The 15,242-nt window shown below is 37.9% G+C and carries 15 protein-coding genes; 7 read left to right on the forward strand and 8 right to left on the reverse strand.

The window, feature by feature from the left end; all coding sequences use genetic code 11:
• Window positions 1–79: 79 nt before the first annotated feature.
• The 7 genes from ABVC65_RS04460 to ABVC65_RS04490 all read right to left on the reverse strand — a co-directional run bounded on the left by ABVC65_RS04460 (window position 80) and on the right by ABVC65_RS04490 (window position 6,415).
• A complete protein-coding gene (locus ABVC65_RS04460) occupies window positions 80–694 on the reverse strand; it encodes a DUF6466 family protein (protein WP_004112628.1) in 615 nt (204 codons plus the stop codon).
• Entirely contained in the window at window positions 691–1,728 is a 1,038-nt protein-coding gene (locus tag ABVC65_RS04465) for a vWA domain-containing protein (protein ID WP_353582683.1), read from the reverse strand. The genes ABVC65_RS04460 and ABVC65_RS04465 overlap by 4 nt, the downstream gene beginning before the upstream one ends.
• Complete coding sequence (locus tag ABVC65_RS04470) at window positions 1,725–2,915, reverse strand: VWA domain-containing protein (RefSeq protein WP_353582684.1); 1,191 nt, start codon at window positions 2,913–2,915, stop codon at window positions 1,725–1,727. Before ABVC65_RS04470 ends, ABVC65_RS04465 begins: the two co-directional genes overlap by 4 nt.
• Window positions 2,912–3,445: a hypothetical protein gene (locus tag ABVC65_RS04475; RefSeq protein WP_004121667.1), complete on the reverse strand. Its 534-nt coding sequence runs from the start codon at window positions 3,443–3,445 to the stop codon at window positions 2,912–2,914. Before ABVC65_RS04475 ends, ABVC65_RS04470 begins: the two co-directional genes overlap by 4 nt.
• A gap of 12 nt (window positions 3,446–3,457) precedes the next feature.
• On the reverse strand, window positions 3,458–4,492 hold the full coding sequence (locus ABVC65_RS04480) for a DUF58 domain-containing protein (protein ID WP_353582685.1): 1,035 nt from the start codon (window positions 4,490–4,492) through the stop codon (window positions 3,458–3,460).
• Window positions 4,489–5,643 carry an AAA family ATPase gene (locus ABVC65_RS04485; RefSeq protein WP_032812301.1) on the reverse strand — a complete coding sequence of 385 codons (1,155 nt, stop codon included), beginning with the start codon at window positions 5,641–5,643 and terminating at the stop codon, window positions 4,489–4,491. The genes ABVC65_RS04480 and ABVC65_RS04485 overlap by 4 nt, the downstream gene beginning before the upstream one ends.
• 61 nt (window positions 5,644–5,704) lie before the next feature.
• Window positions 5,705–6,415, reverse strand: coding sequence for a uracil-DNA glycosylase (locus ABVC65_RS04490; RefSeq protein ID WP_004118032.1), 711 nt, complete (start codon window positions 6,413–6,415; stop codon window positions 5,705–5,707).
• Window positions 6,416–6,561: 146 nt separating this feature from the next.
• Here ABVC65_RS04490 and ABVC65_RS04495 point away from each other — a divergent pair, with 146 nt between their 5' ends.
• Complete coding sequence (locus tag ABVC65_RS04495; RefSeq protein WP_020761320.1) at window positions 6,562–7,245, forward strand: LytR C-terminal domain-containing protein; 684 nt, start codon at window positions 6,562–6,564, stop codon at window positions 7,243–7,245.
• 273 nt (window positions 7,246–7,518) lie between these two features.
• The gene (gene groL / locus ABVC65_RS04500; RefSeq protein ID WP_353582686.1) at window positions 7,519–9,144 is read left to right on the forward strand and encodes a chaperonin GroEL; all 1,626 of its coding nucleotides are present in this window, start codon (window positions 7,519–7,521) and stop codon (window positions 9,142–9,144) included.
• Window positions 9,145–9,262: 118 nt separating this feature from the next.
• Here groL and ABVC65_RS04505 read toward each other — a convergent pair whose 3' ends face one another.
• Window positions 9,263–9,556 carry a WXG100 family type VII secretion target gene (locus ABVC65_RS04505; protein WP_004121657.1) on the reverse strand — a complete coding sequence of 98 codons (294 nt, stop codon included), beginning with the start codon at window positions 9,554–9,556 and terminating at the stop codon, window positions 9,263–9,265.
• 189 nt (window positions 9,557–9,745) lie between these two features.
• Between ABVC65_RS04505 and ABVC65_RS04510 the strand changes: the two genes are divergently transcribed.
• The 5 genes from ABVC65_RS04510 to ABVC65_RS04530 all read left to right on the forward strand — a co-directional run bounded on the left by ABVC65_RS04510 (window position 9,746) and on the right by ABVC65_RS04530 (window position 15,183).
• A complete protein-coding gene (locus ABVC65_RS04510) occupies window positions 9,746–10,480 on the forward strand; it encodes a TPM domain-containing protein (protein WP_353582687.1) in 735 nt (244 codons plus the stop codon).
• A 60-nt stretch (window positions 10,481–10,540) separates the two neighbouring features.
• Entirely contained in the window at window positions 10,541–11,281 is a 741-nt protein-coding gene (locus ABVC65_RS04515) for a response regulator transcription factor (RefSeq protein WP_004115362.1), read from the forward strand.
• A gap of 2 nt (window positions 11,282–11,283) precedes the next feature.
• Window positions 11,284–13,317 carry a sensor histidine kinase gene (locus ABVC65_RS04520; RefSeq protein ID WP_353582688.1) on the forward strand — a complete coding sequence of 678 codons (2,034 nt, stop codon included), beginning with the start codon at window positions 11,284–11,286 and terminating at the stop codon, window positions 13,315–13,317.
• 189 nt (window positions 13,318–13,506) lie between these two features.
• A complete protein-coding gene (locus tag ABVC65_RS04525) occupies window positions 13,507–13,896 on the forward strand; it encodes a cold-shock protein (RefSeq protein WP_004112652.1) in 390 nt (129 codons plus the stop codon).
• A gap of 18 nt (window positions 13,897–13,914) precedes the next feature.
• A complete protein-coding gene (locus tag ABVC65_RS04530; RefSeq protein WP_353582689.1) occupies window positions 13,915–15,183 on the forward strand; it encodes a DUF3027 domain-containing protein in 1,269 nt (422 codons plus the stop codon).
• Window positions 15,184–15,242 lie beyond the last annotated feature (59 nt).

Here is a 15,242-nt window from a genome sequence, read left to right on the forward strand (position 1 = left end):
AAAAATCTTTTAATGTGGTTAAAGGTTCCAAAATGTTGAAATATAAGGGTTTATTCTATTAGATATTTTTTTATTACCTTTACCACGGCTTGTTACTTGAATCTTCTTGTTTAGAAGACTTTGTTTTTCCAGACTTATTATTTGAATCATTATTGCTGTAATCTTTTTCGGATTGGTTTATTTGATTCTGGTCTTGATCCTTTTGATTGTTTTGTTTTAATAAGTCTTCGACCTTCTTTTTTTGAGAATCGCTTAAACTAGAATTCCCAGATTTGTCTCGCAAATTATTTTTTTGGTTTCGGTCATTATAGTTAGATTGTGTATTAGAATCAGTATTCTTTTTATCTTCATCAATTTGTTTTTGTAAGAATCTAGTAAGTCTTTTAGATATTAGTGCGTTGTGCTCAATACTATTTTTTATATGAGGTAAAAGAATAGTGTATGGCGATTTTGCTTCGTTAAATTGATCATCAACTTGTTTTTGAGATACGAGCAATATTTCTCTATCTGCATCAACTTTTTTTGACGCTTTTATGTTATTTATTAGTGATTTTGTTGCAGAATTATACGTTGATTCTGCTTTAAGATTAGTAATAGACAAATAAGCTGATATAACGCATAAGGCTATAACAATAGAAGATAAAGTAACAAGAGAAAATCTTAGGAGCGACTTAGGTGTGATTCTGCTAATCATATAAGCTTCCTTGATTTTGTAATCCAGCATGATAATTCCCAAAGAATCAATATGCTTGCAAGAATAGCAAAAGGCCAAACGATTGGCTCAGGTCTAAGTCTCGGCTTAACAGTATTGTTCTGTCTCCATTGTTTAGAAAGAATATTTTTTGCTTCTAATCCAATAGAGTGATTTTTGCTAGAGTCAACATATTTTCCACTAATCTCATCAGCTATATTTTTAAGATTCTGCGGATCCATCTTAGATATTCCAGGTTTTCCTGTAGATGGGTCAATAATCCATTTACCAGATTGTTTTGTAGAAGAATCTGTAGAATTTATATCATCTAAATCATTTAACTTAGTGGTGGTATTTGGGATTTTCCCGCCATTTTTAGAACCTACGCCAATAACATAAGCATGATTCATGTATCCGCGTAGAGATGAGAATGTTCTACGCTTTCTAGAAGTTGTTTCTTCTCCATCGCTTATTAAATATAAAACTGTAACGTCTTGCGGATGAGCATCATGAATTGCCTTAGCTTCAAGAAGGGTCTTATCTAGTGGAGCATCCAAACTAGTTCCGTTTGAAACTCCAACAGGTTCAGTGTTGATAGTATCAACCCAATTTTCAATTGCATTAGAATCTGGCGTAAGTGGAACATCAACACTAGAAGACGCTCCAAATCTAATAGCAGTAAAACTTGCGTTTATGTAATTATTTGTAATTTGTTTTATTATTTGTTTTGCAGAATTAAACCTAGTGGTTGTGTTGTTGTTTAAATCCTTAGAATCATTAACATTCATAGAGCCGGTAACATCTAAAACAAATATAACATTTGTAGCATTAAGAGAGCGTTGCAATGTGCTTTTCATAACACAAGGGCATAATGCGCAAATAGCTAGAAGAACGCATATTAACACTCTTCGAACCCTCATATAAATTGTTTCGTCCGAACTAAAGTTTTTGCGATTAATTGGGAAAACTTCATATAACGCCAAAATGCCAAGAATCGCAATAGCAACTAGCGAAATCCAACTAAAAGATATTTTCATCGTTTTATCCTTCTCGCTGAAATAAGCCAGAGAGTTACAAAAATAACCGCAAATATTGTTGCAATACTAGGATCGTCGCTTAAAGCTGACTGTGTAGAGTCCTTTTGCATAATTGTGTGCTGCTGTTCAATTTTACGTACCAAAGCTAAAACAGAATCAGAATTATGCTGAGTTAAGAAAATGCCACCATTTTTTTCAATAAGTTCACGCATCTGATTAGTAGTGTTCTCATTTTCGCTTTGAGTAGATCCAGAATACAATCCATCGACTTGAATATTAGCTCGCTTTGTTAAATCTAAAGCTTGCTTAAGAGAGTAAACTGGTTTTCCAGAAACAACATTATCTGTAGCTAAAACAATAGATGCACTACGATTAAGACGATTATGAGGTTTTTGGGAGTTGCTAGAAGAACCATATACAACTCCAGGAATCATTGCAGCGCAACTAACAAGACCATCGCCAATTAAGGATGTTGCTTCTTTTCGATTTTGCGTGCCATCAAGCCAAGTGGAAATCTGCTGATATTGGCGCTGTTGCATATTGTCGATTTTGTCTTGTGTTTGAACTCCATCCAACAACTTAGAAGCGTACTGCAACTGTTTTTTAACAAGTGAATAATCATCTGTAAGAGGAAAAACAGTTCTAGAAGTTGAATTAAAAATACTCAAACCAATGCGCTCGCCTTGAAAATGCTCAACAAATTTCAAATAAGCGTTAATAACTTCCAGATCATACGGCAGAGTAGATCCAGAAACGTCTAAACATAGAACAATATCTCTAGAGCTTGATTGTTCGTTCGCATTTAAAACTCTTGAAGGTCTAGAGCTGAGAATTGTAGTGCATATAAGAGCTAGGACAAGCATTATAAAAGAGAATTTGCGAAGAATATTCCATAGTCTCCATTTTCTAGCACATAAACTTCCTTGCAAATCCTCGTCTAAAGTAAATGTTCTCAAAAAGCTTGATTCTAAAATGTTTTGTGAATTATACGAATGATTCTTTAAGCTGTGTCGTTTAACCTCACTAATCACTAATACAGTTATAAGAATTATTACGCTTGCTAAAACACCAAAAAATAGGACTACTGGCCATTTAAGTCGCATAGAGAAAATAGATGAAACTAGTGTTGAACAGTTATATATTTGGTAGTTACATAATGTTGAGAATGATAATGTGGAGAATGTCATCTTTTATTCTCCTTTGTTTTCCAACTTTCTAGCAGAATAAGAACCCATCTTGCACCTTGATCCACATCTGTATTTTTAGCTTGATTATTATATGTGCTATCTGCAAATTCAGGAGGATATAATGCTGCGATTGTTTGTCTTAAAAGATCTGCTCCATGAGTGTTTTTCCAAGATTTTCTAAGTGAACTAATTTCTCCAAGTGTATGCGATTTAATGTTTTCGCCACTCATTATGGAAACATATTGTCTAGCTATTTGCGCTAATTTTGCAAAAGCCTGATCTTTCTCAATTTTATTTTCATGATATTGACTTACCACTAAATCAATCTTTTTACGCCATTCTTGCTTATTGGCATTCATTGTATGGGCAGCATTTTTAACTTTTTGCTTAGAATCCACTTTAGTGTTTATTTTATAGATTGCAACATATAGAACTACGAAAGCAGCGCATGCGATTATTAGACTTAAGCCAATAAATGTAAATAGCATTGAATCATCGTTTAGAATTTTATTAACATCAAGAATACTCATCGACTTACCCCACTAGCTCAAGCGTAAATCTTTATTGCTTTTAGCGCCAGAAAACATACTCTGTAATGTAGCTTTCGATATAAATTTCGTCGAAGAATGGAATATTTGTTCACTAGAAGAACCGCGTATAAGCGACGACCCTGTATTATTTAGAATTTCGTGCAATGCGTTATTGACAAAAGCTCTATGTGTATTAACTTCTTTAGCGCAAGAATCATCTTTTAAGAATGCTGGGATCTCTCGCATTGTTGTACCGTCAATTATTGGCGTGAGTTTATATGAATTAAATGGATTAATTGGACATATTGTTACCACTATCAGTGAGTGGAGTCTTGAAATTTTTTGCAAATCATCAAAATGTTTTGACGAAATTGCATATTCATCCGTAATAATTACTATTAATCCGCGTGATTGATTAATTGAATTAGCAAAATTTATGATCGTATTTGTATCTCTAAGTTTTTTACGTGTTTTATATATATTTTTATCCAGATTACGTTCAAAATCAGGAAGATTCCTAGATGAAGGAATCTTTATAATATCGTTACCGTCAAATAAAACGCAGTTTAATGAATCATTACGTTTTAGACTTAAAGACGCAAAGAAACACGCTGAATTAGAAGCAGCCTCGTACAAATACTCGTTAAGTCCATTATAAGAACATGAAGCATTCATGTTCGCGCTAGAATCTACAAGAATCCAAGTCTTAGAAGAACAGTTTCTTTCTCTAGAAGAAACCATTGGTTCACCAAGTCTAGCGCTAGCTTTCCAGTTCATCATTCTAGCTTCATCACCAGGCTGCCATGAGTGAATGTCAACTAAATCACCATTTCCAAAATTATGATTGGACGGATGCTCTCCTTCAAAAATGCCCAACGATTTTTTGGCTACAGGTAAATTCAGACGATTATCTAATTCTTCAATCTTTCGCCTAATCTTTTTAGCAGAATTTGAAACTAATAAGCTTCTTTTAGTATCTTGTAGCACAAAATCAGATTTTGTAAAAGACTTGAATATTCTTGTAAAAAACGTATTTACAAAGATCATGGTGCAGGAACCGTTTTCACTATTGCGTCAATAATCTGATCACTTGTAATAGAATCAGCTAAAGCTTCAAAAGTAAGAAGAATCCTGTGTCTAAGAACATCATGAGCAAACTTTTTAACGTCTTCCGGTATTACGTAATCTCTTCCAGAAAGCAAAGCTTGAGCTTGACCAATGCGGATCAAAGCAATAGAAGCTCTAGGGCTTGCGCCCATTCTAACTAGAGAAGAAATAGTTTTAAGAGGGTGACTACCTTCTCCTCTAGAAGTTGCAACAATATCTACTGCATACTTCATAACTGCTTCCGAAACATGTACTCTGCGAGTTGCCGATCTTAAGAAAGTGACATCCTGAAGGCTAATCTTTTGATTATTTAAAGATTCTGGATTGAAAACGTCACTACCTCTATTGGTTAAAAGCTTCAGCATACTAACTTCTTCGTTGAAGGAAGGATACGACATAATTGCTTTAATCATAAAGCGATCCATTTGTGCTTCTGGAAGATTAAAAGTTCCTTCTTCTTCAATAGGGTTTTGTGTAGCGATAACCATAAAAGGCTGAGGAAGATTAATGCGTTCTCCACCAATAGTTGTGGCGCCTTCTGCCATTGCTTCAAGCATAGCGGATTGTGTTTTTGCGTTAGAACGATTAATTTCATCTAGAAGAATTACGTTAGCGTGAATAGGTCCAATTTGTGTTGTGAATCTTTGAGAAGCGAAGTCAAAAACTTGTGTTCCAACCAAATCTGCTGGCATTAAATCAGGAGTGCATTGCACTCTTTTGAAACTTCCAGACATTGCTGTAGCAAGAGTCTGAGCCGCTGTGGTTTTAGCCAATCCAGGAACGGACTCAATAAGAATATGTCCTCCAGCAGCAAGAGTTAAAATAAGTGATTCTCTGAGAGAATCCTGTCCAACAAGTGTTTGTGCAAACCTAGAACGAAGAATATCAGCGATCTGTTGAGCTCGTTTAATATCTTCATTAGAAACACCAGCAGATACTGGTTGATTTATAGAGTCAACAATTTGATTAGCTATTGTATTGCTGACCATTGTATTGTTAGGTGTAACTGCACGTGGTTGTGGAGGAAGATTAAATACGCCAGTATTAGCGTTATCGTTTTGTTTGCTTGGTTGTGGAGGGAATAATGCCATGCGTTTCATTCTAACTGATGTTTACTACTTTAGATGATTTTACTACTTTAAATAATCTTTACTATTCGCTAGGGAGAGTCCAATCTATTGGTGTTGATCCTAACGATATTAAAGCCTGGTTTGCTCTTGAAAATGGACGAGAACCAAAGAATCCTCTAGAGGCAGAAAGAGGACTTGGGTGAGGGGATTGAATAATGATTGCGTTTGTAAGAAGAGGAGCAAGACTTTGAGCATTTCTTCCCCACAAAATTGCAACCAGAGGAATATGCTTGCCGTTATTATCTACACGGTTATTCAATGCGGTAATAGCTGCATCGGTAATTTCTTCCCAGCCCTTTCCCTGATGACTATTAGGTCTACCTACTTCAACGCTAAGGCACCTGTTTAGTAGCATAACGCCTTTTTGAGTCCACGGTGTTAAGTCACCATTCTTTGGCATTGGTACATTTAAATCACTAACTAATTCTTTATAAATATTAATAAGACTTTTAGGTAATGGTTTAACGTTTGGAGCAACGCAGAAACTAAGTCCTACAGGATGACCTGGAGTAGGATATGGGTCTTGACCAACAATAAGAACCTTTATTTCTTTAAAAGGTATTGTAAAAGCTCTGAGAATATTGTGACTTTCTGGCAGGAATCGCCTCCCGTTAGATAGTTCATCTCTTAAAAAGTCTCCCATTTTGTGAACTTGTGGTTCTACTGGTTCAAGAGCGTCTGCCCAATCTGGGTCTATTAAATCGTGTAAAGACTTTCGCTGTTTAATCTCCATGGTTAATAACTTTAAAACATAAATGACAAATATGTGCAGCAAATAATAATAATTTTTTATATTTCCATTTATCTTATGTTTTGTGCGAGGCATTCGCTAGTATGTATTCCATACTGTTTTAATGATTTTTTGGAAGGGATACAATTATGGCGAACAATAGCCAGAACGTGTCATTCACGACTGATGATTTCGATAATCCACCAGAAGGTCCTGTTGGAGTACATCGTGGAAATCGCGCGTGGTATGCTGTATTGTTCCCATATGTTGTTGTGCTAGTTGTCGCTGTTGTGTTGGGTCTTCTGGCATGGGCGGTTATGTCTGGAGAAATCAACAATATTCGTATGCCTTGGAGTGCAAATAATTCAGCAATTTCCAAGTCTTCTAATGGCAATAAAAATGGCAAAATTGATGAGAGCAAGAGTAAATCTGACAAAGCTGATGGCGATGATTCAGACGAGGATAAGGATCCAGAAGAAACAGATAAGTCAGATAAAAAGCAAGATAAAGAAGATAAGAATTCTTCTAAAGACTCTAATGCTAACAATGACTCTTCGACAGCAGATATTAACAAGGCAGTTCAAGTAAAAGTTGTTAATGCAACTAAAATTCAGGGTCATGCAGCTCAAGAAGCTGAAAAGCTTAAGCAAGCTGGTTATGCAAATGTAGAAGCTGCAAATCCTAAAGGTAATGTTCCTTCGGATTCTGTTGTTTGGTACAAGGGAGATGAAAATCGTGCTGCTGCACAAGATGTTGCTAAAACTTTGGGTATTAGCAATGTTGAGGCAACTAGTGAAATAACTACCACAATAGTTGTTGTTTTGTGCAAGTAAATTACGATTTACTCATTTTGCAATAAATTTCAATAATAAATAATTTCTTAAATAGTCGAGTAGAAAGTTATCTAGAGTGGCTTTTTGCTTGGCTATTTTTGATTTTGCTTATAGATTTTTTCTATATATTTTTGAATATAGTTGGCACTCGGGCACTTAGAGTGCTAATCTTCATTTAGCACTCTAATGTTGCAGGTTTAATCAACAGCTGACGGTTGGTTAGATTTCGACGGTTTGAGTGAGTGTTCCATAGTTAAGTTATGTGGAGGAATAATGGCAAAGATTATTGCCTATGAAGAAGATGCCCGTCAGGGTATGCTTGCTGGTCTTGATAAGCTTGCAAATACAGTAAAGGTGACTCTTGGTCCAAAGGGTCGTAACGTTGTTCTTGATAAGTCTTACGGTGCACCAACTATCACAAATGATGGCGTTTCTATCGCTAAGGAAATCGATCTTGAAGATCCATACGAGCGTATTGGCGCCGAACTCGTTAAGGAAGTCGCAAAGAAGACTGATGACGTTGCAGGTGACGGTACTACAACTGCTACTGTTTTGGCACAGTCTTTGGTGCATGAAGGTTTGAAGAATGTTGTTGCAGGAAGCAACCCAATCGCTCTTCGCCGCGGCATCGAAAAGGCTGCTGAAGCAATCGTCAAGGAATTGCTTGCTTCTGCAAAGGATGTTGAGACCAAGGAACAGATTGCTGCTACTGCTACGATTTCTGCAGCTGATCCTGAAGTTGGCGAAAAGATTGCTGAAGCTTTGGATAAGGTCGGCCAGGATGGTGTTGTTACTGTTGAAGATAACAACAAGTTTGGTCTTGACTTGGACTTCACTGAAGGTATGCGCTTTGATAAGGGCTATATTTCCCCTTACTTCGTCACTAACGCAGAAGATCAGACTGCTGTTCTTGAAGACCCATACATTTTGCTCACTTCTGGCAAGGTTTCAAGCCAGCAAGATATCGTACACATCGCTGAACTCGTTATGAAGTCCGGCAAGCCATTGCTTATTATTGCTGAAGATGTTGATGGCGAAGCATTGCCAACACTTGTTTTGAACAAGATTCGTGGCACTTTCAATACTGTTGCTGTTAAGGCTCCAGGATTCGGCGATCGTCGTAAGGCTATGCTCCAGGATATGGCTATTTTGACCGGCGCACAGGTTGTTTCTGACGACCTCGGCTTGAAGCTTGATTCAATCGACGCTTCTGTTTTCGGCCATGCAGCTAAGGTGATTGTTTCTAAGGATGAAACAACTATCGTTTCCGGTGCTGGCTCTAAGGAAGATGTTGATGCTCGCGTTGCTCAGATTCGCGCTGAAATTGAGAACACTGATTCTGATTACGATCGCGAAAAGTTGCAAGAGCGTCTTGCTAAGCTCGCTGGCGGTGTTGCTGTTATTAAGGTTGGCGCTGCTACTGAAGTTGAAGCTAAGGAACGTAAGCATCGCATTGAAGATGCAGTTCGTAATGCTAAGGCTGCTATCGAGGAAGGTTTGCTTCCAGGCGGTGGCGTAGCTTTGGTTCAGGCTGCTGCAAAGATTGAAAAGACTCCTGAGATTACAGAGCTCAAGGGTGAGGAAGCTACAGGCGCTGCAATCGTGTTCCGCGCTGTAGAAGCTCCAATCAAGCAGATTGCTCAGAACTCTGGCGTTTCTGGAGATGTTGTACTTAACAAGGTACGCGAGCTTCCGGAAGGCGAAGGATTCAATGCTGCAACCAATACTTATGAAGATTTGTTGGCTGCAGGCGTGACGGATCCAGTAAAGGTAACTCGTTCTGCTCTACAGAATGCTGCTTCTATCGCTGGCTTGTTCTTAACTACAGAAGCTGTGGTTGCTAATAAGCCTGAGAAGCCAGCTGCTGCTCCTGCAGGCGGCGCAGAGATGGGCTACTAAATAAAAGTTAGACGTATTGCTTAGCTTTTAGCTAGTTGTTATATGTGAGCGGTGAGTTGTTTTAAAATACAAGTCATCGCTCACGTTTTTTATTTATTCTTCTGTTTAATTATTTTGTTTATCCCATTGCAAACAGAGATGTAGCTTGCGCTTCTGTATCCATGTAAATGTTAGAAGCATTTTGCATAGCGAGTTGAATGGATTGCAATGATTGTTCCATTTGTTGGTGTGCTGCACGCCATTGACCAGCTGTTGATGCAAATTGTGTAGCTGCAGGACCAGTCCATACGCTTTGCAATTGCTGAAGATTTGCGTACATTCCATTTGTGGCGTCTCGAATCGCATTAATCGAAGATGCAACTGCTGCAGCAGATTGCTGAATTTGTTCTGAATCAACTCTAAATTGTGTCATTTTTTCTCCTCATTTAGTGTGGTTAATAATTTTCTTATAGTTATTCATTTAGTTTTTGCCGTGCAAACTTATCTTTTGTATAAATTAATTTGTATAAATCAAATTTATAAATTTTTAATTTTTGTTTTGCATAAATCGCTTTATTTTGCGCTTGTTTCTTGTAATCTAAAAACACGGTATTATGAATATATGCCGTCTAGAAAGTTTGTAAAAGATTTTTTTATCAATGTGGTTAAAGGCTTATCTGCTTTTGTAATTATTGTGTTTTTTAGCGAAAGTGTTTTGTTTCCAACAACAGCTTTTGCTAATGATGGATTATCAAAAGCTGATTCTCAGAATAAAAGCACTAAAAATTTGGGTATTGTTGCAACGGATTCTATTACGGATACAGAAAATCTTCTTGGAGATTCTGTTACAAAAGTTTCAGATATGATTTCGACAACCAAAAAACAAACAGGCGTATCGGTTAAATTACTTTATTTATCCAATTTTACTGGAAATAAAAATCCGTCAAAATGGGCTAGTGATTTACTTACAAGCACTAATCCAGATCGTAATACTGTTCTTCTTGCTGTTGCTACTCATGATGGAAAGCTTGTAGTGGCAGTTTCATCTAATTCTGATGAATGGCTTAAAAGAAAAACAACCGTGGATTTGCTTTCTGATGCGGCGTATCGTCCTCTTATTAGTTCTCAAGGTGCTGATTGGTCTCAATCTGCAATCATGCTCATGAAGCAGATTGTTCGGTCTAAGAAAACTTCTGTAACTTCCAGAACAAGTGTAGTTTCAACGATTGTTATGGTTGTTATTGTTGTTGCTTTGTTTGTTCTTGTGGCACTTATTCTGTGGAGAAGAAACTATATTCTAAAACAAGTATCACTAGGGTTGAGAAGAGCTAAAAGACGCCATGCAGCGCGTAAATAAATCGATTTTTTTCAGGAAACACTCAGGAAACATTCAGTTTTATAAGTGATGCTAATCAGTATGGGTAAGAATGTAGAAGCATCTATTGTTGTGGTCGATGACGAACCTTCAATTCGTGAGCTTTTGGTAGCATCGCTACACTTTGCAGGATTTGATGTAGAAACAGCAGCTTCTGGTTCAGAAGCTATTGATGTTATTGAGCGTGTAAATCCAGATCTTATTGTTATGGACGTTATGCTCCCAGATATAGACGGATTTACGGTTACAAGGCGAATTCGACAGAATGGTGTTGCTGTTCCTGTGTTGTTCCTTACTGCTAGAGACGACACTCAGGATAAGATTATGGGTCTTACTGTTGGTGGCGACGATTATGTTACAAAGCCTTTTAGTCTAGAAGAAGTGGTTGCGAGAATTCGTGCAATATTGCGTAGAACTCAAGATCCAGATGAAGATACGCCTGTTGTGCGCGTTGCTGATTTGGAAATTAATGAGGATTCGCATGATGTCTCCAGATCTGGTGTTCCAATTGAATTAAGTCCTACGGAGTATAAGTTACTTCATTATTTGATGGACAATGAAGGAAGAGTATTGTCTAAGAGTCAGATTCTCAATCATGTTTGGCAATATGATTGGGGTGGAGACGCAGCAATTGTAGAATCCTATATTTCTTATCTTCGTAAAAAGATTGATGGTATTGAAATTAAAAATGAGGATGGAAGCTTAAAGAAGGTTGTTCCTCTTATTGAAACGAAGCGTGGTATTGGCTATATGATTCGCGTTCCGAAAGCAGGTCAAGCCTGATTATGCGTGAGAGCAAATCTGTGGATGGTTCGCTTTACAATAATGGTTCCAAAACATCTGGTTCTGATAACAGCGGATTAAATCAGTCCGAAGTTAGTGCTGATCGAAATGTTAAAGCCGAATTAGTGACTTATTCTGGTGATAATCCTAAAAAAACCAAGAATAAATCTAAGTCCAAATGGTTGCGGAGGCATATTGATGCTATACCGTTGAGTACTCGTTTGGTGGCGTGTACGTTAGTTGTTCTTACAATTGCTGCATTTTGTATTTCTCTTTCTATTAGGCAATTAGTTGGCAGTTATCTGTTGGATAAAACCGATGCTCAGCTTACAGATCAGGCTCAGCTTATTTACGACAATATAGATTTGCTTCGTAGTAAGGATTCTGGAGAACAAGCTGCAGGTCCTAATGATTATTTCTTGCAGATTAGAGACACTAATAACAATATTATTACTACACCTTTGATTCCAAAACTTAAAGGTGATGTTGTTTCTATGCCGACTCTTCCAGAAGATGGCGAAATTAATAATGTTGTTGTAAGACGTAGGCCTTTTACTGCTCCAGCGCGAGTACATGGAGATGTAAAAAGCATTGATGAAACAACTGCAAAAGCTGCGGAATCTCCTTGGCGAGTTCTTGTTCTTACATGGGGTCAGCGAAGCGGATATAATTCCGAAATGCATGTTAGAGGGTATGTTTATATAGCTCTTTCTTTAAGTGACCAATTAGATACTGTTAATACGCTTACACGCTATTGTGTGATGGTTAGTATAACAGTTATTCTTCTTGGTGCTGTTTTAGCTGCTCTTATTATTCAATCTACTCTTGTTCCACTAAAGAGAATCGAAAAAACTGCGTCGAAGATTGCTTCTGGAGATTTAAGTAGGCGAGTGCCTTCCGCCCCAGAAAATACGGAGGTTGGATCTTTAGCTGCTTCGTTAAACTCTATGCTTTCTAAGATTGAACAAGGATTTAACGACCAGGAAGCAATGACTGAGAAAATGAAACAATTTGTTTCTGATGCAAGTCATGAACTCCGTACTCCATTAGCTGCTATTCATGGATACGCTGAATTGTATTACATGTGGAGGGGTGTGCCTGGTCAGCAAGAAAAAGCTGATGATTCTATTGCTCATATTAAGGCTTCTAGTGAAAGAATGACGGAACTTGTGGAAGATTTGCTTTCACTGGCGCGATTTGACGAGGGTAGAGGAATAAATGTTTCTCAGACAGTTAAAGTAACTCCTATTCTTTCTGATGCGGCAAATGATTTGAGAGCGTTAGATCCAGTTCGAGTTATTCAGCAAGGCACTTTGCATTTAGCTGATGACTGGAAGTTGATGAATTGCTCTAAGCCAACAAATTGCAGTCTTGATAGAAAGTTTATTTTTACTCCAGGTGAGTTACCTAAAGTCACTTTAAAGGGTGACGGAGCTAGATTGCGACAAGTTCTTACAAATATTGTTGGAAACATTCATCGCTATACTCCGAGCGATTCTCCAGTGGAGATAGGTATGGGTGTTCTCAAGGCTTCTATTACTCCTGAGGCTCTTCAAAAAATGGGATCTGTATCTCGTTCATTGAAAGAGTTTTTGGAGGCTGCGGAAGTGAGCCAATCTACTGGAACAGGCAGCTCATTTGTGGTTATTCGCGTGGTAGATCATGGACCTGGCGTACCTGAAGAATCTTTATCTCACATATTTGAGCGATTCTATATTGCAGATCCATCTCGCGCTAGAGAAAAGGGTGGTACTGGCTTAGGTATGTCTATTGCTCAGTCTGTTGTTAAAGCTCATCGTGGTTTTATATGCGCTACTACGTCTTGTGCATCTAGGACCAGCAGCGATCAGCTTATTGATGATACAATGGCAGGGAGCGAATCATCTGAATCTAAGCCTCATGGTTTAACTCTTACGGTTGTGTTGCCGAATGTGATATTTGACGATGAGAATAATAAGAAGGTTAAGAATACAGATACTTCTAGCATGGTTACCGATAATAATATTGTAAAAACCGATAATAGTTTAAATTATTAATTATTTTATTTATAATTTTGCTTGTTTTGACATGTTTTTTCGGATAATTTATTGCTTGTGGTTTTTGTTTTAGATTGTTCTGGATTCATGCGCTACAATTGATAAAGCATGAGTCGAGTGAAGATTATGTGGATTATAGTAGAATATGATGATTCGCATAGAATTTAATGAATTCGAGTGAGGTGTGTTATGCCCAACGGGCGTGTTCGTTGGTACGATTCTAAAAAGGGATATGGCTTTATCTGCGATGAGGATGGCAAAGATGTATTCTTGCCATCTTCGGCGCTGCCAGAATCAGTGAAAGAGCTGCGTAAAGGTACGCGTGTTGAATTCTCTGTTGTTGAAGGTCGTAAAGGGCCACAGGCAATGGGTCTCACTGTTGTGGCATCTGCGCCTTCGCTAGTAAAAGCCACAAGACCAAAAGCTGAAGATATGGCTGCAATAGTAGAAGACCTTATTAAACTTTTGGATTCTGCAGGCAATGGTTTACGACGTCGTCATTATCCGTCTACTGCGGAGAGTAAGAAACTTGCTCATTTGTTGCGTGCTGTAGCAGACAATTTTGACGTGCAGGATTGATATTTAACAGGATTTTTTATGGCAGATGAAGTAATTAATCCTCAGGAGCTTGCATATAGTATTGCTGTGGAAACTTCAGAGCGTGAAAACGCTGTTGGAGATTTCGTAAGTGCTACAGATCTTGGTAGTGATGTTACCGATTTTAGATTTGTTTGCAATATGCCTGGGTATGAAGGTTGGCAGTGGTCAGTAACGCTGTATCACGATGCTGATGTTGATCGTTGGACAGTTAATGAGTCAACTCTTGCCCCAACTGAGGATTCTTTACTACCTCCACCTTGGATTCCTTGGAAAGATAGACTTAAGCCAACGGATCTTTCGGTTATGGACTCTATTGGTACAGCCGAAGATGATGAAAGGCTTGAATCTGGAGTCAATCCAGAAGATTTAGATTATAAAAAATCTAAAGCAGATGTTTCTGAAGATTCTGTAGAAACTGAATGTTCTGAATCGGATAAGTCGCCAGCAACCGAACAGGATGGCGAAACAGAGCAAAATAATGAATCTAAAGAAGATAATGAGTCTAAAGAATCTCAAGAAGATTTTGAAGAAGCAGTTGAGACTTTTAGATTAACTCGTAAGAGGGTTATGACTGCTGAGGCAATAGCTCAAACAGCGAAGCGATGGTATTCGGGACAACATGGTCCTAAATCGCTTTCTACTAAAATTGCGGATGGTAAAGCGTGTTCATCCTGCGGATTTATGATTCCGTTAGCTGGCAGCTTAGGAAACATGTTTGGAGTTTGCGCAAATATGTGGAGCCCAGACGATGGGAGAGTGGTGGCATTAGATCACGGGTGTGGAGAGCATTCCGAAATAGAGCCACCAGAGCCATCACAACTTTGGATTCAATCGGCTCCAGCTTATGACGATTATCATATTGAGATAGCTCCTCAAGCTCCTAGAGACGAGAGAGCAGATGTAGAGCTTATCGAAGAAGCGATTGAAGATAGTAAGGAAAATCGTAAAAGACATCGCAGGTTGATAATTGAAGACGAGTCTGACGAGTTCAGTGAAAATAGTGAAAATAGCGAAAATAGCGATTCTGCAGAAATTGATTCAATTGATAGAAGTAATAATAAAGATAATAAAGCTAATGAAGATATTGAATCAGAAGATTTTGCAGATAGCACTGATAATTCTGATGATGTTGATAAGAGTGATGTTTCGGATGATGCAGATAGCGCAGATTATGCAGAATCTGGCGATGACTCGGATTCTGTAGATGACTCGGATTCTGCAGACAATTCTGAAGATTTAAATAAGTCGTCATTAACCAATGAGTAACACTAAATGAGTAACACTAAAAATAGTGTTAGAGTCATGGCAACTCGTTACCATAGAAC

Origin of the sequence: Gardnerella vaginalis (genome assembly GCF_040427915.1) — a bacterium.
GTDB lineage: Bacteria > Actinomycetota > Actinomycetes > Actinomycetales > Bifidobacteriaceae > Bifidobacterium > Bifidobacterium vaginale_C.

Excerpts from the sequence above, each read along its gene's own strand:
- ABVC65_RS04460 (WP_004112628.1), bottom strand. The coding sequence starts at position 694 with ATGATTAGCAGAATCACACCTAAGTCGCTCCTAAGATTTTCTCTTGTT.
- ABVC65_RS04465 (WP_353582683.1), bottom strand. The coding sequence starts at position 1,728 with ATGAAAATATCTTTTAGTTGGATTTCGCTAGTTGCTATTGCGATTCTT.
- ABVC65_RS04470 (WP_353582684.1), bottom strand. The coding sequence starts at position 2,915 with ATGACATTCTCCACATTATCATTCTCAACATTATGTAACTACCAAATA.
- ABVC65_RS04475 (WP_004121667.1), bottom strand. The coding sequence starts at position 3,445 with ATGAGTATTCTTGATGTTAATAAAATTCTAAACGATGATTCAATGCTA.
- ABVC65_RS04480 (WP_353582685.1), bottom strand. The coding sequence starts at position 4,492 with ATGATCTTTGTAAATACGTTTTTTACAAGAATATTCAAGTCTTTTACA.
- ABVC65_RS04485 (WP_032812301.1), bottom strand. The coding sequence starts at position 5,643 with ATGGCATTATTCCCTCCACAACCAAGCAAACAAAACGATAACGCTAAT.
- ABVC65_RS04490 (WP_004118032.1), bottom strand. The coding sequence starts at position 6,415 with ATGGAGATTAAACAGCGAAAGTCTTTACACGATTTAATAGACCCAGAT.
- ABVC65_RS04495 (WP_020761320.1), top strand. The coding sequence starts at position 6,562 with ATGGCGAACAATAGCCAGAACGTGTCATTCACGACTGATGATTTCGAT.
- groL (WP_353582686.1), top strand. The coding sequence starts at position 7,519 with ATGGCAAAGATTATTGCCTATGAAGAAGATGCCCGTCAGGGTATGCTT.
- ABVC65_RS04505 (WP_004121657.1), bottom strand. The coding sequence starts at position 9,556 with ATGACACAATTTAGAGTTGATTCAGAACAAATTCAGCAATCTGCTGCA.
- ABVC65_RS04510 (WP_353582687.1), top strand. The coding sequence starts at position 9,746 with ATGCCGTCTAGAAAGTTTGTAAAAGATTTTTTTATCAATGTGGTTAAA.
- ABVC65_RS04515 (WP_004115362.1), top strand. The coding sequence starts at position 10,541 with ATGGGTAAGAATGTAGAAGCATCTATTGTTGTGGTCGATGACGAACCT.
- ABVC65_RS04520 (WP_353582688.1), top strand. The coding sequence starts at position 11,284 with ATGCGTGAGAGCAAATCTGTGGATGGTTCGCTTTACAATAATGGTTCC.
- ABVC65_RS04525 (WP_004112652.1), top strand. The coding sequence starts at position 13,507 with ATGCCCAACGGGCGTGTTCGTTGGTACGATTCTAAAAAGGGATATGGC.
- ABVC65_RS04530 (WP_353582689.1), top strand. The coding sequence starts at position 13,915 with ATGGCAGATGAAGTAATTAATCCTCAGGAGCTTGCATATAGTATTGCT.